General features: G+C 39.6%; 27 protein-coding genes and 1 pseudogene. 19 read left to right on the top strand and 9 right to left on the bottom strand.

Features of this window, described 5'->3' with window-relative positions; genetic code table 11:
• Positions 1 to 11: 11 nt before the first annotated feature.
• Positions 12 to 419 (bottom strand): DUF948 domain-containing protein, encoded by a 408-nt coding sequence (locus tag ABFG93_RS08255; protein WP_347552227.1) that lies wholly within the window; start codon positions 417 to 419, stop codon positions 12 to 14.
• 144 nt (positions 420 to 563) lie between these two features.
• Between ABFG93_RS08255 and ABFG93_RS08250 the strand changes: the two genes are divergently transcribed.
• From ABFG93_RS08250 to ABFG93_RS08225, 6 genes are all read left to right on the top strand, one after another.
• Entirely contained in the window at positions 564 to 1,262 is a 699-nt protein-coding gene (locus tag ABFG93_RS08250) for an AIM24 family protein (protein ID WP_347552225.1), read from the top strand.
• Positions 1,263 to 1,265: 3 nt separating this feature from the next.
• On the top strand, positions 1,266 to 1,667 hold the full coding sequence (locus ABFG93_RS08245; protein ID WP_347552224.1) for a hypothetical protein: 402 nt from the start codon (positions 1,266 to 1,268) through the stop codon (positions 1,665 to 1,667).
• A 17-nt stretch (positions 1,668 to 1,684) separates the two neighbouring features.
• Positions 1,685 to 2,014 carry a GNAT family N-acetyltransferase gene (locus tag ABFG93_RS08240; RefSeq protein ID WP_347552222.1) on the top strand — a complete coding sequence of 110 codons (330 nt, stop codon included), beginning with the start codon at positions 1,685 to 1,687 and terminating at the stop codon, positions 2,012 to 2,014.
• A gap of 106 nt (positions 2,015 to 2,120) precedes the next feature.
• Positions 2,121 to 2,561: a hypothetical protein gene (locus ABFG93_RS08235; protein ID WP_347552220.1), complete on the top strand. Its 441-nt coding sequence runs from the start codon at positions 2,121 to 2,123 to the stop codon at positions 2,559 to 2,561.
• Positions 2,562 to 2,735: 174 nt separating this feature from the next.
• Positions 2,736 to 3,002, top strand: a complete 267-nt coding sequence (locus ABFG93_RS08230; RefSeq protein WP_431522063.1) for a KGG domain-containing protein — start codon at positions 2,736 to 2,738, stop codon at positions 3,000 to 3,002.
• A gap of 99 nt (positions 3,003 to 3,101) precedes the next feature.
• Positions 3,102 to 3,476, top strand: coding sequence for a general stress protein (locus ABFG93_RS08225; RefSeq protein ID WP_347552218.1), 375 nt, complete (start codon positions 3,102 to 3,104; stop codon positions 3,474 to 3,476).
• Positions 3,477 to 3,579: 103 nt separating this feature from the next.
• Here the strand turns inward: ABFG93_RS08225 and ABFG93_RS08220 are convergent, their stop codons facing one another.
• The 3 genes from ABFG93_RS08220 to ABFG93_RS08210 form a co-directional block, all read right to left on the bottom strand.
• Complete coding sequence (locus ABFG93_RS08220; protein WP_347552216.1) at positions 3,580 to 3,777, bottom strand: DUF2188 domain-containing protein; 198 nt, start codon at positions 3,775 to 3,777, stop codon at positions 3,580 to 3,582.
• A 352-nt stretch (positions 3,778 to 4,129) separates the two neighbouring features.
• Complete coding sequence (locus ABFG93_RS08215) at positions 4,130 to 4,492, bottom strand: DUF4870 domain-containing protein (protein WP_347552214.1); 363 nt, start codon at positions 4,490 to 4,492, stop codon at positions 4,130 to 4,132.
• A gap of 109 nt (positions 4,493 to 4,601) precedes the next feature.
• Positions 4,602 to 4,949 (bottom strand): hypothetical protein, encoded by a 348-nt coding sequence (locus ABFG93_RS08210; RefSeq protein WP_347552212.1) that lies wholly within the window; start codon positions 4,947 to 4,949, stop codon positions 4,602 to 4,604.
• Positions 4,950 to 5,063: 114 nt separating this feature from the next.
• Between ABFG93_RS08210 and mnmH the strand changes: the two genes are divergently transcribed.
• On the top strand, positions 5,064 to 6,125 hold the full coding sequence (mnmH, locus tag ABFG93_RS08205; RefSeq protein WP_347552210.1) for a tRNA 2-selenouridine(34) synthase MnmH: 1,062 nt from the start codon (positions 5,064 to 5,066) through the stop codon (positions 6,123 to 6,125).
• Here mnmH and ABFG93_RS08200 read toward each other — a convergent pair.
• Entirely contained in the window at positions 6,088 to 6,552 is a 465-nt protein-coding gene (locus tag ABFG93_RS08200) for a hypothetical protein (RefSeq protein WP_347552208.1), read from the bottom strand. The two genes, mnmH and ABFG93_RS08200, sit on opposite strands and share 38 nt — an antisense overlap.
• Positions 6,553 to 6,909: 357 nt before the next feature.
• Between ABFG93_RS08200 and ABFG93_RS08195 the strand changes: the two genes are divergently transcribed.
• The 8 genes and pseudogenes from ABFG93_RS08195 (at position 6,910) to ABFG93_RS08160 (ending at position 14,891) form a co-directional block, all read left to right on the top strand.
• A complete protein-coding gene (locus tag ABFG93_RS08195) occupies positions 6,910 to 9,039 on the top strand; it encodes an ATP-dependent Clp protease ATP-binding subunit (RefSeq protein ID WP_347552206.1) in 2,130 nt (709 codons plus the stop codon).
• Positions 9,040 to 9,223: 184 nt separating this feature from the next.
• Positions 9,224 to 9,531, top strand: a pseudogene (locus ABFG93_RS08190) (hypothetical protein).
• A gap of 251 nt (positions 9,532 to 9,782) precedes the next feature.
• Positions 9,783 to 11,051, top strand: a complete 1,269-nt coding sequence (locus ABFG93_RS08185) for an ATP-grasp domain-containing protein (RefSeq protein ID WP_347552205.1) — start codon at positions 9,783 to 9,785, stop codon at positions 11,049 to 11,051.
• Positions 11,052 to 11,083: 32 nt separating this feature from the next.
• Positions 11,084 to 13,054, top strand: coding sequence for a hypothetical protein (locus ABFG93_RS08180; protein WP_347552203.1), 1,971 nt, complete (start codon positions 11,084 to 11,086; stop codon positions 13,052 to 13,054).
• A 133-nt stretch (positions 13,055 to 13,187) separates the two neighbouring features.
• Positions 13,188 to 13,484 carry a Dabb family protein gene (locus ABFG93_RS08175; protein ID WP_347552201.1) on the top strand — a complete coding sequence of 99 codons (297 nt, stop codon included), beginning with the start codon at positions 13,188 to 13,190 and terminating at the stop codon, positions 13,482 to 13,484.
• A 23-nt stretch (positions 13,485 to 13,507) separates the two neighbouring features.
• Complete coding sequence (locus ABFG93_RS08170; RefSeq protein ID WP_347552199.1) at positions 13,508 to 14,500, top strand: zinc-binding dehydrogenase; 993 nt, start codon at positions 13,508 to 13,510, stop codon at positions 14,498 to 14,500.
• A gap of 72 nt (positions 14,501 to 14,572) precedes the next feature.
• Entirely contained in the window at positions 14,573 to 14,746 is a 174-nt protein-coding gene (locus ABFG93_RS08165) for a hypothetical protein (protein ID WP_347552197.1), read from the top strand.
• Positions 14,700 to 14,891 (top strand): hypothetical protein, encoded by a 192-nt coding sequence (locus ABFG93_RS08160; RefSeq protein WP_347552195.1) that lies wholly within the window; start codon positions 14,700 to 14,702, stop codon positions 14,889 to 14,891. Before ABFG93_RS08165 ends, ABFG93_RS08160 begins: the two co-directional genes overlap by 47 nt.
• A gap of 62 nt (positions 14,892 to 14,953) precedes the next feature.
• Here the strand turns inward: ABFG93_RS08160 and ABFG93_RS08155 are convergent, their stop codons facing one another.
• The gene (locus tag ABFG93_RS08155; protein ID WP_347552193.1) at positions 14,954 to 15,550 is read right to left on the bottom strand and encodes a hypothetical protein; all 597 of its coding nucleotides are present in this window, start codon (positions 15,548 to 15,550) and stop codon (positions 14,954 to 14,956) included.
• Positions 15,551 to 15,719: 169 nt separating this feature from the next.
• On the opposite strand from ABFG93_RS08155, the gene ABFG93_RS08150 reads away from it, so the two are divergent.
• A complete protein-coding gene (locus ABFG93_RS08150; protein ID WP_347552191.1) occupies positions 15,720 to 16,403 on the top strand; it encodes a DUF1836 domain-containing protein in 684 nt (227 codons plus the stop codon).
• A gap of 35 nt (positions 16,404 to 16,438) precedes the next feature.
• Here ABFG93_RS08150 and ABFG93_RS08145 read toward each other — a convergent pair whose 3' ends face one another.
• Positions 16,439 to 16,915 carry a BsuPI-related putative proteinase inhibitor gene (locus ABFG93_RS08145; protein ID WP_347552190.1) on the bottom strand — a complete coding sequence of 159 codons (477 nt, stop codon included), beginning with the start codon at positions 16,913 to 16,915 and terminating at the stop codon, positions 16,439 to 16,441.
• Between the two features lie 132 nt (positions 16,916 to 17,047).
• On the opposite strand from ABFG93_RS08145, the gene ABFG93_RS08140 reads away from it, so the two are divergent.
• From ABFG93_RS08140 to ABFG93_RS08130, 3 genes are all read left to right on the top strand, one after another.
• A complete protein-coding gene (locus ABFG93_RS08140; RefSeq protein WP_347552188.1) occupies positions 17,048 to 17,674 on the top strand; it encodes an NUDIX hydrolase in 627 nt (208 codons plus the stop codon).
• Positions 17,675 to 17,894: 220 nt separating this feature from the next.
• Positions 17,895 to 18,098, top strand: a complete 204-nt coding sequence (locus ABFG93_RS08135; protein ID WP_347552186.1) for a hypothetical protein — start codon at positions 17,895 to 17,897, stop codon at positions 18,096 to 18,098.
• Complete coding sequence (locus ABFG93_RS08130; protein ID WP_347552184.1) at positions 18,091 to 18,576, top strand: endolytic transglycosylase MltG; 486 nt, start codon at positions 18,091 to 18,093, stop codon at positions 18,574 to 18,576. The genes ABFG93_RS08135 and ABFG93_RS08130 overlap by 8 nt, the downstream gene beginning before the upstream one ends.
• A 45-nt stretch (positions 18,577 to 18,621) precedes the next feature.
• On the opposite strand, the gene ABFG93_RS08125 is transcribed toward ABFG93_RS08130, so the two are convergent.
• A complete protein-coding gene (locus ABFG93_RS08125; protein WP_347552182.1) occupies positions 18,622 to 19,881 on the bottom strand; it encodes a hypothetical protein in 1,260 nt (419 codons plus the stop codon).
• Positions 19,881 to 20,414, bottom strand: a complete 534-nt coding sequence (locus tag ABFG93_RS08120; protein WP_347552180.1) for an RNA polymerase sigma factor SigX — start codon at positions 20,412 to 20,414, stop codon at positions 19,881 to 19,883. Before ABFG93_RS08120 ends, ABFG93_RS08125 begins: the two co-directional genes overlap by 1 nt.
• Positions 20,415 to 20,448: the final 34 nt, after the last annotated feature.

The raw sequence follows: 20,448 nt of genomic DNA, 5'->3' as shown, positions 1-20,448 counted from the left end.
GGGCTATGCCCTTACTCCGCTTGTTTTGTCTTTCGTTTAACGCGGTAGCGGCCCCACAAATCGATGAGCTTATCACCAATTTCAGTGATTTCAGAGTCAGAGGTCTCACGTTGAGGATTTGGTGTGTTATTAATAGATGAGATAAGCCTTTTGAAAGGTGCAGGTGTTGCTTTTGCAGTTTGAATAACGCCCTGAACGGTTTCTTTCTTTGTTTGGATGCCTTCAGAAATTTGTGTTGTAGTTTCAGTTAGCTGATTTGTTTCAGTGTTAATTTGATCAACTTTTTCTTGGAACCTTGCTGCTGTTTCTGAAAGATCATTAATAGACTGCTTCGTTTCCTTAAGATTTTTAACAGCTATGTATCCAAGATAGGCAAGGGAAAGAACAATAATGGAAATACTTGCATATACGATAATCATGAACATTCCTCCATTACATGGTTATTAGCGTTACTTTACCCCTAATAGTGGATTTGCAAACAACTCTAACTGAAAGAAATAACAAAAGATTGAAACGAATTAGTCCTTAAAATCGTATGAAGTAGTAGAAGGGAGAGATGACCGTTGAATCGCTATTCTATTGAGGAATTCTTAAAGTCAACTGAACAGAAAGATAAAGGAGAGGGGTTCTTTGAACTCGAAACTCCTCGTATGCTTGAGGTGAATTTAAATGGACGCGTATGGGCAAAGTCAGGAGCTATGATTACATACAACGGCCAGATCAAATTTGAGAGAGAAGGAATTCTTGAACATGGACTTGGTAAAATGTTTAAGAAGGCATTTACAGGCGAGGGTGCTTCCCTAATGAAAGCAGATGGGAATGGAAAATTATATCTCGCGGATGCCGGGAAGAAAATCTCTATTTTACATTTACAGCAAGGAGAATCGATTAGTGTGAATGGGAATGATCTCCTTGCATTCGAGTCAGGTATTGAATGGGACATTAGGATGATGAAGCGAATTACCGGGATGATGGCAGGTGGGTTATTTAACGTCACCTGTAAAGGACCTGGCATGATTGCCATTACAAGTCATTATGAACCACTAACCATCCGTGTGACACCGGGCAAGCCAGTTATAACAGACCCGAATGCTACAGTTGCTTGGTCAGGACATCTTGAACCTAATTTCCAAACAGATATTTCATTGAAGTCCTTCTTGGGAAGAGGGAGCGGGGAATCCATTCAAATGAAATTTGAAGGTGATGGATTTGTTGTTGTGCAACCATTTGAGGAAGTTTATATGCAGAACAATCAGGGATAGCTCATGAAGCTATTTTTACAAGAAGAAAAGTATGCAGGCGTGAAACTGTTAGATGGAAGTCCTTATTATCTTACACTGGAGAATATAGAGAAATTAAACACTGAGAGAGTCATTAATTTGCTTAACCGTATGGAAGAGCATGGACAAGATAGAATTCAATATATCAATGTTGTAATGGATGCCACCTTCTTAGAAGGGGCTGACATATTAGAGCACATGGGTTATCAGTTAAAGTCAAGGTTTAGTGAATTTGAACGAGACTTATTAACCGGTAGTCTGAATTCAAATGATGCAAGCAATATGACCTATTATTCTGCTAAAGAACTTGGGGAAAAACTCTTCTTAAACATGTGGGAATCCTGTATGAAAGGTTCACTAAAAATGCTCCCTCTGTGCACTCGATAACGGAACAATACGAGGGAATGAAGCGAGAAATTGGTGATCAGTATAATACCAGTTGTTTTGGCGTATTTGATCAGGAGAAGTCATTGGGAGTTGTAATGCCTATAATTGAGCCGGGTACGCGTGATGAAGGGAGACTGTTTTATTTTGGTTTGATGCCGGATCAGCGTAATAAAGGATATGGAAGTCCTGTTCACAGCCTAGCGTTATCTCTTCTCCAACAGAAGGGAGCAACGTATTACGTTGGCAGTACTGGATCAGAAAATAAGCCGATGCTGCAGATATTTCGAAATAATAATTGTACGCTTCATCGAGAGGTCTTATCGTATATAAGGAAGCTATCAAATTAGCGAAACTTATCATAATATGCAGAACGAAGTAAAATATTCCTATTGAAATAAATAGAATTTTCTTTATAATCATACAAAAGGGTTCTCTACAAAGGAGAGTGCATGTATGATTCAATTAGAAAAAGGCAACCTTCTTAAAAGCGACTGTACTGTCATCGCGCACCAATGCGACTGTTTTAATGCTATGGACGTTGGTATCGCAAAATCAGTTAAGGAAACGTACCCTGAAGCGGCAGTAGCAGATGAAAATTTTCCATTTTCACCAAAGAAAAAATTAGGGAAATGTTCATTTGCATTAAGCCGTGATAATAAACGAATTATTGCAAATCTTTATGGTCAATATAAACCTGCAGGGCTCCAAACTAATTATCCTGCCTGGCTAAAATCTTTCGAACACATGATTAAGGAATTAAAACCATTTGAAGAAAAAGGGTTCCAAATAAAAATTGGTTGTGGGATCGATAAAGATGATTTAATTAATGTGAAAAAGTCTTTAGAGAAACTTTCAAAGAAATATGAGAAACCAATCCATGTTTACTACTCCTAATCCAAGACGCCCCGTTATCGGGGCGTTTTTTGCGTTGAATCCATTAATTGATTTTTAGTAAAATCGAATCAAAATTGTACAAAAGATACAATTAAAAGTTTATAGACTTCCAATCGTGGAATACCACAAGTGTAGCGTAAAGGATAACCTACTTAACCTTAAGGAGGAATCAAAATGGCTAATGACAGTAACAACAAAATGAGCAGAGAAGAAGCGGGACGTAAAGGCGGAAACAAGACTTCAAGAGAACATGACAAAGAATTCTATCAGGATATCGGACAAAAGGGTGGAGAAAAAACAGCGAAAGAACATGACAAAGAATTTTATCAAGAAATTGGAGAAAAGGGTGGAGAACAAACCTCCAAAAATCAGGATAAAGAATTCTACAAAGAAATTGGAGAAAAGGGTGGCAAGAAAAGCGGCGGAAATCAAAATTCATAAATTGAGTAATTTTACCTGATCGCAGCTCTTTAATCTTCGTTACTTTTTAGTTGTAAATTAGCTATGAAAATTAGTATCTCTAATCGAGGAGGATTTAAAATGGCTAACAATAATAACGATAAAATGAGTAGAGAAGAAGCAGGACGTAAAGGTGGAAACAAGACATCAAGAGAGCATAACAAGGATTTTTATCAGGATATTGGACAAAAGGGTGGGGAAAAAACAGCTAAGGAACACGACAAAGAGTTTTATCAGGAAATTGGAGAAAAAGGCGGCAATAAAGCAGCAAATGAACACAATAAGGAATTCTATGAGGACATCGGAGAAAAGGGAGGTAAGAAAACAGCAAGAGAACATGATAAAGAATTCTATCAGGAAATCGGAGAAAAGGGTGGAAAGCAAACGTCTAAAAATCAGGATAAAGAATTCTATCGCGAGATTGGAGAAAAAGGCGGTAAGAACAGCGGGAATTAATAAGTTTGATGAGAGCGGAGATAACACTTCGCTCTCTTTCTTTGTAAAGTAGTTGAAGCTATAAAAAACACCTTCCAAATTGAAAGGTGTTTTTTATGTGAAATTAAAATTTGCGTTCTTCTTCAACTTCATGCTGATCGTTTAAAATCAATAAGCGGCTTGGCGTATCTCCTTTAGCTAATTCCTCAGCTTTTTCAATTGCTATTGAACGCATATCGTATAGATCGGTTGGAGCTACGTCCTCGATTTTAACGTACCATCCTGTTACATCTTTATTAGGTGCTACCGTATATTCCTTCACGGGAAAATCCTCCTTTGAGCTGTTGTATAAATAACATTTCCCAACTGAAAGGGGGATAAAACCTGTGATTGTCTGGAGAATTAAAAAATCAGCGCATTCACGCTGATTTCATCAAGAGGAGTAAAAACTCCCATTGATAGAAGTTTTATTTTATATTGGTCTAGTTATCATGTAGAAACCGATTACAAAGGCGATTGGAACAGCCCATACCATAAAGGCTAATGCCCAAACTGTATAACGGTTCCCCTCTTTTTCTTTAATAGCCAAGAGCAGACCCTCCACATCATAAGTTTAGTTCCATTATAACATGGACATAGTTAAATTATGTGTGAACTTCATAAATTCCTGGGAATCAAGACAAAAAACGTATCGTCCACGGATACCGGTATTGATTCCCTTCGCTTGACTTAACCGAAGCAATAATTATTTGTACGAGATGGACAACAATTAGAACAGGTATCAAAATGAGACCAATTAACACCAGACTTAGAATTCCGATTAGAATTGCGTAAATGGTGATACTTAATTGGAAATTTAATGCTTCCTTTCCTTGTTCATCGACAAAAGGATCTGTTTCTTTCTTAATTGACCAAATAATTATAGGTCCGATCAAATTTCCGAGGGGAATGAAATACCCTGAAAGGGCGGAGAGATGGACAAACATTGCCCATGAACGGGCTTCATGATCAGGCATAGTAGATCCCTGTTTTTCCAAGCTAACTCCCCCATGTCTAAAATCCCTTTTATCATCAGGATATTAAGAATCGATACAGGATATTCTTATAGAAATAACTAAAAAAAAAGGAACCAGTTTGTGGTCCCCGTTAGTTGGCATTATAGCTCATATGATAAGATGCACGCTCAGTTGTAATGGTTAACTCGTAATCCGTTTGATTAACGCTATTAATGCTTTCAAGTGGAATTTCGAATATCGAGTGAGGAAGTGGGACCGCAGATTCATTGGAAATCACTTTTCCTTCTCCTTTTAGTTGGAGAAGACTTGAAGACGTGTAATCATCAACGGTTTTGCCTCGATGTTGAAAGTCAAAATCATCAAACTTTATGATGGTTTTATCAACATCGCCCTGTTCTTTTTTTTCAATTATGATATGTCCGCCAATCCAATTTTTAAGTTTGTTACGAATATCTGTGAGCATCTCTTTCGTTTCCATTTTATTCACCTCAAAGTTATTTTTCCCCAATAACTAATGGCTAAACCGTTACTAAGAACTTGTTAGAGTGTTGATGATATACTTGCTATACGAATAGAAAAAAGGATGAGTATAATGAAAACCATTTCTATAGAAGAGGTTCTTGAAAGACAAATACCGATTATTGATGTTAGAACGCCTGCTGAATATGAAAAATTTCAAATTCCAGGGGCAGTGAATTTACCGGTTTTTTCAAATGAAGAAAGAGAAATTGTTGGCACAACATATAAGCAGAAGGGGACAGAAGCTGCAAAAGAACTTGGAATTTCACTTGTCTCTCCATCACTCCCTGATTTTTATAAACGAGCAAAAGAAATATCGGAAGAAAAGGAATTTGTTGTCTATTGCTGGCGTGGTGGAATGCGAAGTAAGAGTTTAACAGTTGTATTTGATATGATGGGACTCCCGAGTCGGCAGCTCGAAGGCGGTATTCGTTCTTATCGCCAAAAAGTGACAGAGGGGCTTGAAAAGGCTTCCAAAGAAGAGACTCCATTCTTTGTGTTAGAAGGGCTAACGGGTACATCTAAAACGGAGATATTAAATGATTTAGAAAAGAAAGGATATCCTGTTGTTGATTTAGAAGGATTAGCGGCACATAGGGGATCTGTGTTCGGAAGGGTTAATCTTCCTGAGAGGAGTCAGAAAGAATTTGAAGCGAGGCTTTATCACCGGTTAGAAGAAATTGGTGATACGCCATATTACATCATTGAATCAGAAAGCAAGCGACTTGGAAACATTATTATTCCTGACTTTATCCTTGAAGGAAAACAAGAAGGGACGCGTATGCAAGTCCACGCCCCGCTTTCTTATCGAATCCAAAAGATCCTGAATACGTATCATCCTGAACAGCACATAGAAGAAATCACAAAAGGTATTAATAAAATCGAAAAACGTTTTTCTGATGAAGAGCGGGTTGATATTTATGCAGCACTTCAAAAGCATGACTTTGCTACGATAGTAGAGAGGCTTTTGATTGACTACTATGATCCTCGTTATGAATATAAGGCATTTGAAAATGAGGGTGAGATTATCAACCTTACGTATCAATCCCTTGAGGAAGGGTGTCGGCTTGTCCAGAATGAAGTGGATCGATTGGAAACTAAGCTTCGATCAGAAGGCGAGAAAGTTTCGCTTTAATGGATTTTCTTTGTTCTGGAAGTTGTTCGTTGTTGTACCGTTCAATTAGATCGTCAATTCGCTTAAAATAGAGATTGCCTACCCAAGCGACATAACTTTTGTATACGTGTGACTTTAAAAATGTAACAAGCATGTTTTCTTCCGGTCCGAAGTAATATGTTTTATCATCGAAGAAAGTGGAAAAGCAACTGAATGAAAGTTTTGTAAATGAGTTGTCCATTTCGTACCGAAACTTGTTTAATGCATCAGGAATGAGGCGAATGGTAAATACATCGTCATTATCAAACATTTCTCTCGGTGTTGGTAAAATCAAATACGGGTAGTCTCGATCATCAAGGGCTATAAAGAAATCTTCAGGTGACTCGTGACAGGTAGGCACTCGTTTGACGGTCGATTCAACAATCAATTGATAGACTGAATCATTCATTTGTAATCCTCCCTTTGTAATCTATCACCATTGTTGCCGGACTAGTAAACTTGTATACCCTTTGTCGAAAAGTAGTTTAATACAATCTATTATCCACATCCTGAAAAAATACCTTTATTTCAAATATTACATTTAAAATCCTGGGTTAATCTACCCGGGTTTTTGTATTCCTTAGTGTATAGCTCAATTAATACCTCAGCAAAGATGTAAAAAAATGATAAGCAAAGTACTTGAAAGTCAGAGATGGTCAAATTATAATAGGGTTACAAGGTCAAAGATAGTCAAAGTCAAAGAAGGCATCTTTAACCTTTAGACCAATTTAATTCGTTAAGATTATATATATAAGGAGGCCTTCATATGCTTTGTGATCATTGTCATCAAAACTCAGCGTCAGTTCAGCTTAATGTTCAATTGAACCAGAACAAGAAACAGGTTCATCTTTGTAGTACGTGTTATGCAAAAGTGATGAATGGTCAAACTGCGTCATCACCAAAAGGACAAATTGATGAATTCTTCCAATCATTTATGAATAGCTCAGGATCCAGTGGATTTACTAATGAGCAGGAGAAATATCAAACTGAAACAAACGGGAAAGGCGGCTTACTTGATGAGTTGGGAAGGAATCTTTCCGATGCAGCGAAAGCAGGTTTAATTGACCCTGTTATTGGCAGGGAAGATGAAGTGGCGCGTGTAATCGAGACACTTAACCGAAGAAATAAAAACAATCCAGTCCTAATAGGGGAGGCAGGTGTAGGTAAAACTGCCATTGCTGAAGGTCTCGCGCTTCGCATTTCTGAAGGAAAAGTACCTTCAAAGCTCAAAAATAAAGAAATCTATTTACTCGATGTAGCTTCTCTTGTTTCCAACACAGGAATTCGTGGGCAATTTGAGGAGAGAATGAAGCAGTTGATTTCTGAGTTGCAAACTAGAAAGAACATTATTTTATTCGTTGATGAGCTTCATCAAATTGTAGGAGCAGGGTCAGCTGAAGGGTCAATGGATGCAGGAAATATTCTGAAGCCCGCACTTGCTAGAGGAGAGCTCCAGCTTATCGGTGCTACTACCCTAAGAGAATACCGCCAAATTGAGAAGGACGCTGCGCTTGCACGTCGTTTCCAGCCTGTCATGGTGAACGAACCATCTGTAGATGAAGCGATTGAAATCCTTAATGGCCTTAAGCCGAAATATGAAGAGTATCATGAAGTAAATTATACAGATGAGGCGATCAGAGCCTGTGTTACTTTGTCTAACCGATTTATTCAGGATCGTTTCCTTCCAGATAAAGCAATCGATTTACTTGATGAAGCCGGAGCGAAAATGAATTTAACGTTAGTAGAAACTAACCATGATGAAATACAGAATCGTCTACAGAATATTGCTTTAGATAAGAAAAAAGCAACAGATGCAGAAGATTACGAACGTGCTGCTAAGCTACGTGATGAAGAATTGAAGCTTGAGAAGCAGCTTGAGCAAACTCTAAACCATACAGCTCAATCAGATGCAGTTGTGGATGTAGAGGCTATTCAGCAAATCATTGAAGGAAAAACAGGTATTCCTGTTCAGAAACTTCGTGCAGATGAACAAACGAAAATGAAAAACCTAGCTGACCGACTTAATGCAAATGTTATTGGACAGGAAGACGCAGTTAATAAAGTTGCTAAAGCCATTCGAAGAAGTCGTGCAGGCTTGAAACGACAAAATAGACCAATCGGCTCGTTTTTATTCGTAGGACCAACGGGTGTTGGGAAGACAGAGCTATCGCGATCTCTTGCAGAAGAAATGTTTGGCGACCGTGAAGCGATGATTCGACTTGATATGAGTGAATATATGGAAAAACATTCCGTTTCCAAGCTAATTGGTTCACCTCCAGGTTATGTAGGTCATGAAGAAGCAGGACAATTAACTGAGAGAGTCCGCCGTAAACCTTATAGTATTTTGCTAATTGATGAAGTTGAGAAGGCGCATCCTGATGTCCAGAACATGTTCCTGCAAATTCTGGACGATGGAAGGTTAACTGACAGCCAGGGCAGAACAGTTAGCTTTAAAGATACAGTTATTATTATGACAAGTAATGCTGGAACATCAGAACGCAAAATCACCGTTGGTTTTGGATCAGCTGACAGCTATACAGGAGTGATGGAGAGCCTTGGAGGTTACTTTAGACCAGAGTTCTTGAATCGTTTTGACGGTATTATTCCGTTTAAATCTCTTGAACAAACGAATCTTGTCACAATTGTTGATCTCATGATTAATGAGTTAGATGACAGTCTTGTAGAACAGAATATTTCGCTAACCATTAGTAATGAGGCAAAAACGAAACTTGCAGAACTTGGTTACAATCCACAATTCGGAGCTCGTCCTCTTCGACGAGTGATCGAAGAACATGTCGAAGACGGCATTGCTGACCTCCTAGTAGATGAAGGTGGCGTGGAATCGGTGACTGTTGAACTTGTTGATAATGATATTGTTGTAAAGAAACAAAAGTAAGAAGTTATGAAGGAAAGTCGTTCTAAACGGAGCGGCTTTCTTTTTTTGTGATATGAATTTCACTTAAAGCAGATTTCAGCGGAATAAAGGATAAATTAGAGATACATTAGGCGAATAAAGAACCAGGCTTGAGAATATATTGAAGCGTTATGAATTACACAGTAGTTCAACAAGGAGGGCACGCATGTCAGCTTCGAGAATACTGAAATGGGTGACTGGAGGTCTGGAAGCAAATTTTAGGCGTTCCTTTCTTAGGGGCTACCATCATATAGAGTTTATTCTGGATACCATTAGCCATTATGTTGATTTTGCACATTATCACGCTTGTCTTAACGAAAAAAGATAATGGAGCAACCACAGGCAGTGTATTAGGAATTATTAACATCTAGTATTGGATGGATTCCGTTTGTAGGAATGATTATGCATATTCTTTCAGCTATTTTTCTTATGCTTGACGCAGCCAAGCCAGATGCAGATAAGGATCTGGCCTGATCTAAAGGAGAAATCCTGTTGGTTAGGTCTTTTTTTGTTAGATTTTCACAAAAAGAGGGAAAGGATTTATATGATACATTCTTGATTTAACTTCCTTATAAAAGCGTCGAAGATTCGATTATTATGACTTCTTTTGTAGCTATATGTCGAAGAGTCAGAATATTAGTTAAAATATGTTGTCAGATCTGCTACGGTATATAAGGAAGGTCAGGAAAGACTTATCTACTATTTTGATAAAGGAGCGAGAACAAATGGAACTGGATCAGCTAGAAATGAACCAGACGTTACAAGAAATTCAGCCAGAAGGAAAGACGATTCCATATTTAACTGCTTTAATTGGATGGAGTCTTCCCGCAATCGAGGCCTGTGACAAATTGAATCGGCCTTTTGTAGTGGTGGGTCCTCCTGATTTTAAGGATTACGCCGAAAAGCATGATATTACATTTGTTGGCTGGGAGTTTGATCGTTTGAATGAAGGATCAGACAAGCTCTATAAGCAGCTAAAAGCTCTTGGTACAGAAGTAGCTGTTCCACTTTATGAAGAGTGTGTGGAGTGGGCAGGAGCACTAAATTCCCGCTTTAGAGAAGAACCAAGACTATTTAACCGTTCTCTTCTTTTGAGAGATAAAGGGATGATGAAACGTAAGGCACAAATTGCAGGTATTAAAGTAGGAGTCTTCGAAGAAGCAAGGGATAAAGAAGATGTGAAGCGCTTTTTGAAGAGAGTGAATGATGCCCTTCTTAAAGTGGATGGAGATAAATATGATCCGATCCACTGTAAGCCCCTTGATAAAGCTGGATCAGTAGGCCATCGTGCCATCGATAATCCTGGCGAAATTGATTCACTTACTGATAACGATTTCCCTTTATTAATGGAAAGTCATTTAGATGGACAAGAATTCTCATGTGAAGTTTTTGTTCATAACGGAAAAATTCAGTTTCTTAATATAACAGAGTATGTGAAGTTGGGATATTCTAACTTTGTTCCACCTTCCCCATCTCTTGAAGCAAAGCGTCCTATTATTCGAAAAGCGGTTGAACAACTCATTGAGGCATTCGAAATAGAAAATGGTGTCATCCACCCTGAGTATTTCGTCATGCCGGACGGCACACTTCACTTTGGAGAAGTGGCAGCACGAGTTCCTGGTGGCCATATTTTCGATTTAATTGAACGCGCTTACGGATTCAGTGCATACGAAGCTCAAATTATTTGCAGTGACCCAAATACGACGGAAGAAGAGCTAAGAAAGTTTTTCCCTTCTGAAGATGAGACACAGGGTTACGCAGGATGTCTGATGGTTCACCCTCATGTGAACTTCATTGAGACGCTAACGATTCCAGAGGAACTTGAAAATCATGATTTCTTTGAGAAGCACGATATGTTCACACCACCTCAAGGTAAGGTTGCTGAGCGCGTTGGCTTTGGAAATCATTATGGCACGATCTTCTTTTTTGGAGATGACAGTGCTGAGATGACCCGCTTACTAGTCGACTATGAAAAGTACGACTTCTATTTATAGAACATTATCTCTATCATAAAGGAGAATTTGGCATGCCATCTGAAGTTACAGAAGGAAAGATTGCAAGGTTTTCCCGATCGTTAACACGTCTTGAAGATGCGCCTTCTTATGCGAAGTCGCGTTATCAAACAGATGTTTTTCAGGAGGCAAATCGTCTTCTAGAAACAGAAGAAGGCCTGGAGTCTCTTTATCAATATGCGCATCGATTCGATGGAGCAGGTATTTTTCAAGATGGGCCATGGGAAGATGCATCGAAACTACAGCCGCCACTGGTGGCGGGGTCTCTACAGGCTAAAGGGCTCCCATATGTGATTGAGATGCTGAGCAATATACGAATGCTAGCTATCGCAGAGGGAAAGTCAGAACATCCTAAAGTTTCTAAGGAAATGGCAATGGACTTCTTGAATGAAGTGATGGCCCTTAATCTCGAATTGCTATTTCCAAATGCGTCAGAGGCTTCACGTATTGAGGAAAAAGAGAACACGGTAGAAGCGCAGCGACTGTTTCGGTTTATCTCACAATATCTTTCTTCCAGTGCACTCTCAGAAACCCTTATTTATGAAATCGAACGTTTAACAGCACAACGTCCGATTACTGTGAAGCGAACAGTTTCCATGATAAAAATGGCTAAGGAAATGTTAAGATCTGAAACAAGCGTAGAACAACGTGAAGTGCTGCAACAATATATTGCTTCAATTGAAGGACCTTCAGAATTGAGCAGTACTCATCCTATGCCAAATGATTATCGTAAACAACTAATGGCGCTTTCAACGGAAGAACTTCGTAAGGAGAGTGAAGCACTAGGTGTTTCGATGAGAAAAACTGGTCTCTGTTCTCCTCATCATAGTGTCCTTGCCAGGTTTTTAAGCAGAAAATCACCTCAATTGCTTCCGGTATTGCTCCAATTAACAGGCAAAGGGAAAGCAAATCTTGAAGAACATGCAGAGCTTGTTCATCAGCTAATAAAAGTAGCTCTTTTCCCATCGACGGCACAATCAGTATACGGACTTGCTTTGTTATTGGAGAGAGGAGTACTATCTGCTTCTCCAGTGATGCCAGGTTTGCGACGCTTAATTGAACTGGACATACGACCTGAAGTTAGGAGTGCATTATTTAATACAGTGGGAGAGGGAGAAGGCTTAACGGCCAATAGCATTCTGCTTGCCGGGGTTATTAGTGTTCTTGGCCAGCCACTTGGTGTTGGTCAGGGTTTAAATCCAACCTGTCAGGCGGCAAGAGGAATTAGTTTATGGGCTCAGCATGCTCCGGGATATTTACTTGAAATTATTCCTAGAGCTGCCCGTGATGGTGACATTGAAATGGTATTTGAAGGAGTTCAAATCCATTCGAAGGACCTTCATGGGGGACTTGCTCCAGATCTTCATCCAGAACTCGATCCGGTTTCGCTAGTGCTTGTACCTCACCTTGATCGTATTTACAGTGAAATGATGAGTCGTGTTGCTCTTCGAGGCGAAGACGGTCATCGCTGGGTTAATCCAGCGTTTTATGGCAACTGGGTTCAAAAAGGGTTTAGTACAGTTATCGAACCGATAACTGGAAGCGTAACTGATTATCCAGGGTTTGTCAGGTTGTTTTATGCCACGCATCATCCAGAATATAATGATGATTATGAGTTGATTTATCCTAACCCTGTAGGCATTTTTATTACAAATATTCACGGTAAAATGCTTGGTTTTCATGCTGTATCCATCCAAAGAATTGCAAAGTGCCCTGAAGGCCATTATCGCGTTTATTTCTATAACCCGAATAATGATGGTTCACAGAATTGGGGCCAGGGGATTGAGTGCACGGTGATGAGGAAAGGTGAACGTTCTGGAGAAAGTTCACTACCTTTCGAAGAATTCACATCACGTTTGTACGCTTTCCATTACAACCCCTATGAGCAGGGAGATGCTTATGCTGTAGAAGCAGAGAACATCTCGAAAGTGAGATCTCTCGCTCAGGATAGCTGGGGCAATGAATATACCTGGATTGGCAAATAGTAAAACGTCCTTCAGGGGGAGTATATTGCCACTCCCTTGGAGATGGGGATAAATATAGATTAGCGCCAAGGAAATTATTTGTTTCTTGGCGCTTTTTTATGTTTTACTAAAACAAAAGAGGAGGAGATCGAACATGATTGAACACATTGTATTGTTTAAGTTTAGTGATAGAACGACGAAGGAACAGAAAGAAGAAGGTATGAGAAGGTTGATTAAGGTGAAAGAAACAATTCCAGGTATTGTGGACATTCAGGCAGGAATCAACTTTTCTGAAAGGAGTGAGGGGTTCGAAAGCGGCCTAACGGTTCGTTTTGAATCAAAAGAAGCATTGGAAGCTTATGGTCCTCACCCTGCGCACCAGGAAGTGGTCGCTTATCTTAAAGAGGTGGGTATGAGGGATACACTGGCACTTGATTTTGAATGTCTTTAAAGAAATCGAAGGGAGCGGTACATATGAAAGGTTTTGTACATGGAGGCCATTCCGGTAATGAAGGATTAGCTCTTAAAAATTTGATGACTGAACATGACCCGAGTTCAGGAGAAGTGAAGATTAAACTAAAGGCTGCCGGTTTAAATCATCGGGATCTCTTTATACCAGATCGTCATGATTCATCAGATCCGGACGTTATTCTTGGTTCTGACGGATCTGGAGTTGTAATTGAAGTTGGTCCGGGTGTTAAAACTATAAAAGAAGGCGATGAAGTCGTGATTAACCCTGGTCTTGGTTGGGAAAGAAATGCTTCGATTCCTCCTGAAGGGTTCCAAATCGTTGGATTTCCAGGCCATGGTACGTTTGCTGAAACGATCGTTGTACCAGAGGAAAATGCTATATTAAAGCCAGCTTCTCTTTCATTTGAAGAAGCAGCAGTTGTTGGACTAGCTGGATTAACTGCCTATCGTGCTTTGTTCACTAGAGGTCAACTTGAAAGTGGTCAGACTGTTTTCATCCCTGGAATCGGCGGTGGAGTAGCGACGTTTCTCCTTAAGTTTGCAAAAGCAGCAGGAGCAAGAGTTATTGTGAGTTCTAGGAGTGAAGCGAAGAGAAATTCAGCACTTGAACTCGGTGCGGATATGGCACTTTCTGATGAAGAAGAATGGGGAGAAGTAGTAGCGAATGAAGAAGTGGATTTAGTGATTGAAAGCGTTGGGGCAGCTACCTTCAATCGATCTCTCAGTTTGTTGAAACGTGGTGGGACTCTCGTTACTTTTGGTTCATCAACAGGGGATTCAATCGAATTTGATTTGCGATCATTCTTTTATGGGCAGTACAATTTGCTCGGATCAACTATGGGAAGCGGAGAAGAATTCAGAGCAATGATTCAGTTTGTCGAGGACCATTCGATTAAACCTGTAATTGATAAAAGCTACCCATTAGATGAGATTAAGAAAGCTTTTGATTATTTGGGTAAAGCAAATCAATTTGGAAAGCTTGTTGTTTCCATGTAGCACCTCACTTATGAGGTGCTTTTTACATGTTTTTAGAGCCAAAAGGTCATGATAGGAATGGAGGTGGATTGAATGAAGAAACGTTCTTTAGAAGATAAGGAGCAGAATAACATGATGAATACACCACTTAACCCTGATATGACAATGAATAGAATACGTGGTGATTCAGTTGATCAGCTGGATCAACAGGAGGAAGGGAATGAGTTTCTTGCAGCAAGAGAATTACAGCAACAGGAGAACCTTTAAGGAATCGTCTACTGCTTTTCCAGTAGCTCATTTAAGCCCTGAGTCGTTAGACCTGCTTAAGCGATTTGAATCGCAGCTGCGAGAGGATGCTAACGATGACATTGTACTCATTGCTTATACAAATCAAATGGATGTCCGAAATTAATTAAGTAAACGATAAATCATAAAAAGGAAGCCGGAACAGGCTTCCTTTTCAATATATCGCTTCTAATAATAATAAGGTGGATACCCATAATAAGGTGGATAGCCATAATAAGGATATGGGCGATAATAAGGAATCAGACTAAGGGCGGCAATTCCAGCTAAAGGAAAGAAGAACCTGCTGAATCTGCGATAGCGACCGCGGCCATACTGCCTATCCATGTCTGGACCTTCGTCTTCTTCTACTTCTTGAGGAATCATCATCGACATATGTTCATCGTCAGAATCCATTAGGATTCCCTCGTATTCCATTCCATCCTGCATTTGAACTTTTGCATGATAGTTGTTGTACCTTTTACATAATTGTTTCATGTCGCCTACAAGCTCTTTTTCTTTCCCTGCCATCATTCCCTGCACAGCATTGTTAGGCATATTTGGCCCCTGCATCGCACCCTGAACAGCTTGATTTTGCATATTCGGCCCCTGCATCGCGCCCTGAACAGCTTGATTATTCATATTCGGCCCTTGCATCGCGCCCTGAACAGCTTGATTTTGCATATTAGGTCCCTGCATGGCACCCTGAACGGCTTGATTTTGCATGTTAGGCCCCTGCATGGCACCCTGTACTCCTTGATGAGGCATATAATTACCGTACATGTTCATAAATGATTTCCTCCTTTACACCACACAGGATATTCACCCATATGAAAATCCGTTCCCATTATAGAGCATGAAAAGTGCCCAATTCATAAAGAAATGTTTTCTTCTTCTTGAAATTTCCATAGAGAAGCTATACGATAGGTTCAAATGACCTTATAGGTAGAGGTGTACGATGAGAGGCTTTTATTTAACAAGAACAGAAATGGGAACCATCCTGCAGGCTATTCGAAATCAGAAATCACCTGATCGCATTCTTTCGAGATCCTGGAAACGCGCAGGCCAGATGGGACAATCTGATGAGGTGTTAGAGCTACCGCCTATTTTCCGGAAATTACTTCAGGCAGGAGAGGGTGTTTTTGGTTTATCCATTAATGAAATCGTCACTCTTGGCAACCAGCTAGAATACGCTAGCTTTCGATCTACGGCTGTGCAAAACTGGGTCAAAAGGGATATAAAGGAATGGATTGGGGCTCCGCAGCTTGGTAAAAAATATGCGATTGAGCAGGCAGCGATTTTATTCATTGTAGAAGACTTGAAAAACACACATGATTTTGAAAGCATACGTCTCTTGCTTCGTTATGCTTTTAACAACCCTGCCGATCGGAACGATGATTTGATTGACCCACTCGTTTTTTATACGGCTTATTCTCAGCTCTTCGATGTGATTCATACAGATCCTAAACCATCAAAAGAAGATTTCAAACAAAAAGCGACGCAATTATCTTCTGTTTTTAACTATTTAACACAAAGCCAAATTGATAATATTGAAAAATTATTGGTTTCAGCAGCGCTCTCTGTACAGGCTGCATATTATCAAACCTTATCAAAGCAATACCTTGAAGAGGTTTGGAAATGAACAGCCGGCTCCATAGAAAACGAGCCGGCTGTTTTTTAGTCGATCGTAAATTTGATTGATTGTTTATAATCACCCTGTCCTTCAGTTGCTAACCATACTTCTAACGTATAAGTGCCGGCTGTAAGCTGGTCAACGGTGATGGTGTAATCCAATACTTCGGCCTGTTTAACTTCCAGTTCTTCTTCCTGTTTCACAAAACTCTTATCGGCTGAATAAGTTTGAATGTGGTTTCCCTTATCATCATAAAGCTTGTAATCATATTTCTGGCTGCTTGGAAAATGAATGGTCTGGATATTTTCTGTCTGGTTCTGGATCTCATAAGAAAAGGTGACTCTTCCATCTTCTTTTGCCTCCAGCGTAAGAGAAGGCTCCATCGCACCAGCTACAATTCCAGAAGATCCTGATTCTACCTCACTAGAGTTACTACCACTTGAATTCAAAGGTGAATTCTCCCCTCCACATCCCGCAAGCATAAGGAGTACCATACTGCCGACCGTGATATACTTTAACATATCATCACTCCTTTCTATATTTGACGGGTACACGGCCTGAAAAGTTACAGATTACCATTAATATGTTTAATAAAGTGTTCTGACTACCGTATAATAGAGTAATAATATGCTGGGAAGAAGGAGTTAGATAGAATGAAGCCATCGATTCAGGAGATCCATTCTAAAATGCATGGCAGGATTGCTGGCGTTCTGGGAAATGAACGTTTTTTTAAATTTGCTGTTTTATTGCCATTACTCGAAAAGGATGGTGAGCTGCATGTTTTATTTGAAGTAAGGGCTCATACGCTCAGAAGACAGCCGGGTGAAATTTGTTTTCCTGGTGGTAAAGTAGATCAGATCGATAGTAGCCCTCGAGCTTCTGCCATAAGAGAAACATGCGAGGAACTTGGTATTACTCCAAAGGAAGTGAATGTGATGGGGGAACTGGATTATCTTGTTACTTCTTTTCAATCAATCGTCTATCCTTTTGCAGGAATCATCCAGGCAGACTCTAAACTTTCACCTAATCCTGAGGAAGTCGAAGAGATCTTCACAGTGCCCCTTACGCATTTTATAGACAATCCTCCCGAGCGTCATGATATTCGAGTGCATGTGAAGCCAGATGAAAGCTTTCCATTTCATCTCATCCCTAATGGAGAAGAATATAACTGGTCCTCAGCAGCTATGCCGGAATTTTTTTATTACTACAAAGACTACGTAATCTGGGGAATGACAGCTAGAATTCTATATCATTTTATTCAACTTACAAAGAAACTTTAGGACCATTGAAAAAGGGTGTGGGCTATTGTCAAGTACATAAAATATAGGTAAACTAGAAAAGGTCGATTTATGTCGGTTTTTCTAGTTTTTTATGTGGAGGAGGTAAAAAAGACTTGATGAAACGACAAAAATCGCAGTGATCATACGAAAGAGTTAAATGGATTAAAACATGTGCAATAAATAGAGAGACTGCCGGTAAATTTATTAGGGGGAAATCGTGATGTTATTAATTATCTTTATTTTACTAGCCTGTTCACTTGGATTTTTTATCTATTCTTATTTCGTCAAAGATTATGCTAAAGAAGTAAAGGGTCAGGTTGACGATGTTTACATTAACCTGATGAGAGAGCTTAAAACCGTTAAAAAGCGTACTGATATGCTTGAAAATCAAACGAAAACTGTAAGCGGTGGCACGAATGAGTAAGCAGGAAGCAAAAGGGATCGCTGCAGGGCTTTTATTCGCAGCTATTCTCTTAACAGCCTACTATTTTATGTTCTCTAATGTTACAGCGGAAGAAGGAAATCAGTCAACGGAAGCTGCTATAGAAACGCATCTAGAAGAGAATGGGATGATTATGATAAAGAGAGAAAAGTATGAGGCGTTAAAAGCAGATAAAGAGCAGAAAGCAGCAAATGAGCCAATTGAAGAAAGTAGTGATACTTCAGAAGAAGCTGATCAAGAGGAAGAGAGCACTCCTGAGAAAACCTCCTTTAACATAAAAGAAGGAATGACAAGCCAGGAAGTAGCTCAGAGTCTTCAGGATCAGAAGCTTGTTGAAAATGCAGACGATTTTATTGAAATTCTTCAGGATAAAGGAAAAGAAACTGCTATTCAACCCGGTGAATATGAGCTTCAGACAGATATGACAGCATCCGATATAATCGGTGTAATAGCGAGATAACATAAGAAATCCCCGGGCAGTGTGGCCGGGGATTTCTTGTAGGATTTAGTTTAGATTAATCGCGTTAGGAGACGTCGGGACAGATACTTCCTTGTTAAGGGAGTAGTTTCCTACCCTCTCAAAACCAGAATTTTCGAATGAGATGGTTTTGTAATTGTATTGAGAAGCAGCGAGCATTAGTGCTTCAATCGTTTGCAAAGCTTCTTCTTCAGATTGAAACGTACTGCCCTCCGTAAAGGAGATCGTTGCATGGTCTTCTTCACCCTCAAATGAAAATATTGATACATTCTCTGGAATAGAAGGCTGGTAAAATGCGGACTCAGGCTGCCCCTCTTTCATAAGGGACATAGCAACATCAAGTTGTGCTCCTTCTTCACCCTGGAGTTCCGGCCCTTCAACTAGAAAATGGTTTTGAGCACTGGTTTCAAAAAGATAGTAAGGTGAAGGCTTCTGATCTACTGAAGAGTCAGCTGGACCAAAGTTACCAAGATTGTAGCCATCTTCCCCGTTTGTTTGCCAGTTAATTTGTTCTGCGTCAAGGCTTTGTGCTAAGATTTTGACACTATCATTAATCATGATGGACTCGTTGGAAGACAGGCTATCACCTGCTTCTGGAAAATTCGCGATGAGTGTTTTTGTGTCATTAGTTATCTCAACATCAAATGTTGCATTTCCTAAAGGTGAATTCGCAAGACCAACTTCACCGGGTTTAAAGGTGGAAAGGATCGTTTCGATATTCTCAGAGAGCGATTTGCTGTTATCAAGTTCAAACGTGAGGGGGACAAGCAGCATACTTTGTTGATCAGGATAAGCGAGAACGATACTTTCAGTGCTAGCATTTGCCTGAAGTGCTGGTGTATAGTGATCAAATGTAACTGAATTCGTAATGGTTTGTTGTTCATCCTTTGTTGTTTCGGTTACTTCATTTGTCGTATCAGCTTCCTCTTCAGGCTTTTCCTCAGTACTTTTTGCCGGCTCATCAGATCGATCTTCAGACGTATCATTAGAAAGCGACGATTCTTCCGTATTTGAACCACTATTACTTGAAGTGTCGGAGTTAGTAATAGCAAGGTTAATAGAGTCATCATTTTGATTAAATAAGCCGGGTGTAATGAGTACAGCAAGGAGGATTACGACAGCTGCTGCAATCGTTGGTATGATCCAGGGTGTTTTCTTTTGTTTCTTATTTCTGGTGCTTTGATTTTCATCCATTTTATTCTGGACATTCTGATAGACCGTTTTTTTGCTTCTTTGATCTTTTATTTCGGGTAGTTGGGAGAGCAGGGATTTTGTTTTGTCTCTCATTATAAGACCCCCTTTAGTTGGTTTTTCATTTGGTCATCGGCAAGTTCTCGAAGTGCTTTTAGCGCCCGATGTTGAGTCGTTTTCACTTTACTTACACTCCAGTTAAGTATTTCAGCTGTTTCATTTATCGATAGTTCCTGTATATAGCGCAGAATAAGAACCTCCTGTTGATCAATCGTACACGATTTCAAACAATGATAGATTGCCTGAACCTCTTCTTTTTGAAGCAAGATTTCTTCTGGTAACGGCGCTAGATCTTTTGTCTGTTGCTTGTTAAAGTCAAACTTGCTAAGCCATCTTGTTGTTCTTCTGTTATAGGTTCTCAAATAATCAATCGCAACGTTACGCGCAATTGCGAATAGCCATGTTTTTTCATTACTACGTTCTTCATAGTTATCATAAGAACGTAGTACGTTGATATAAACTTCCTGAACTAATTCTTCTGCAACTGCCCGATTTTTGACCATATAAAAGATAAATTGAAATAAGTTCGAGTGATAGTTGTCATACAGTCGCTCAAATGTTTGATCCATTCTGCATCCCTCCTTCTTCTACTTAACAAAACGA

It is taken from the genome of Pseudalkalibacillus hwajinpoensis, from assembly GCF_039851965.1.
In the GTDB taxonomy this organism is placed as follows: Bacteria; Bacillota; Bacilli; order Bacillales; family Guptibacillaceae; genus Guptibacillus; species Guptibacillus hwajinpoensis_E.
This window is presented reverse-complemented; position numbering and strand designations above follow the sequence as displayed.

Coding starts and splice junctions, on each gene's coding strand:
- ABFG93_RS08255 (WP_347552227.1), bottom strand. CDS start 419: ATGATTATCGTATATGCAAGTATTTCCATTATTGTTCTTTCCCTTGCC.
- ABFG93_RS08245 (WP_347552224.1), top strand. CDS start 1,266: ATGAAGCTATTTTTACAAGAAGAAAAGTATGCAGGCGTGAAACTGTTA.
- ABFG93_RS08240 (WP_347552222.1), top strand. CDS start 1,685: ATGAAGCGAGAAATTGGTGATCAGTATAATACCAGTTGTTTTGGCGTA.
- ABFG93_RS08235 (WP_347552220.1), top strand. CDS start 2,121: ATGATTCAATTAGAAAAAGGCAACCTTCTTAAAAGCGACTGTACTGTC.
- ABFG93_RS08230 (WP_431522063.1), top strand. CDS start 2,736: ATGGCTAATGACAGTAACAACAAAATGAGCAGAGAAGAAGCGGGACGT.
- ABFG93_RS08225 (WP_347552218.1), top strand. CDS start 3,102: ATGGCTAACAATAATAACGATAAAATGAGTAGAGAAGAAGCAGGACGT.
- ABFG93_RS08210 (WP_347552212.1), bottom strand. CDS start 4,949: ATGGAAACGAAAGAGATGCTCACAGATATTCGTAACAAACTTAAAAAT.
- mnmH (WP_347552210.1), top strand. CDS start 5,064: ATGAAAACCATTTCTATAGAAGAGGTTCTTGAAAGACAAATACCGATT.
- ABFG93_RS08200 (WP_347552208.1), bottom strand. CDS start 6,552: ATGAATGATTCAGTCTATCAATTGATTGTTGAATCGACCGTCAAACGA.
- ABFG93_RS08195 (WP_347552206.1), top strand. CDS start 6,910: ATGCTTTGTGATCATTGTCATCAAAACTCAGCGTCAGTTCAGCTTAAT.
- ABFG93_RS08185 (WP_347552205.1), top strand. CDS start 9,783: ATGGAACTGGATCAGCTAGAAATGAACCAGACGTTACAAGAAATTCAG.
- ABFG93_RS08180 (WP_347552203.1), top strand. CDS start 11,084: ATGCCATCTGAAGTTACAGAAGGAAAGATTGCAAGGTTTTCCCGATCG.
- ABFG93_RS08175 (WP_347552201.1), top strand. CDS start 13,188: ATGATTGAACACATTGTATTGTTTAAGTTTAGTGATAGAACGACGAAG.
- ABFG93_RS08170 (WP_347552199.1), top strand. CDS start 13,508: ATGAAAGGTTTTGTACATGGAGGCCATTCCGGTAATGAAGGATTAGCT.
- ABFG93_RS08165 (WP_347552197.1), top strand. CDS start 14,573: ATGAAGAAACGTTCTTTAGAAGATAAGGAGCAGAATAACATGATGAAT.
- ABFG93_RS08160 (WP_347552195.1), top strand. CDS start 14,700: ATGAGTTTCTTGCAGCAAGAGAATTACAGCAACAGGAGAACCTTTAAG.
- ABFG93_RS08155 (WP_347552193.1), bottom strand. CDS start 15,550: ATGAACATGTACGGTAATTATATGCCTCATCAAGGAGTACAGGGTGCC.
- ABFG93_RS08150 (WP_347552191.1), top strand. CDS start 15,720: ATGAGAGGCTTTTATTTAACAAGAACAGAAATGGGAACCATCCTGCAG.
- ABFG93_RS08145 (WP_347552190.1), bottom strand. CDS start 16,915: ATGTTAAAGTATATCACGGTCGGCAGTATGGTACTCCTTATGCTTGCG.
- ABFG93_RS08140 (WP_347552188.1), top strand. CDS start 17,048: ATGAAGCCATCGATTCAGGAGATCCATTCTAAAATGCATGGCAGGATT.
- ABFG93_RS08135 (WP_347552186.1), top strand. CDS start 17,895: ATGTTATTAATTATCTTTATTTTACTAGCCTGTTCACTTGGATTTTTT.
- ABFG93_RS08130 (WP_347552184.1), top strand. CDS start 18,091: ATGAGTAAGCAGGAAGCAAAAGGGATCGCTGCAGGGCTTTTATTCGCA.
- ABFG93_RS08125 (WP_347552182.1), bottom strand. CDS start 19,881: ATGAGAGACAAAACAAAATCCCTGCTCTCCCAACTACCCGAAATAAAA.
- ABFG93_RS08120 (WP_347552180.1), bottom strand. CDS start 20,414: ATGGATCAAACATTTGAGCGACTGTATGACAACTATCACTCGAACTTA.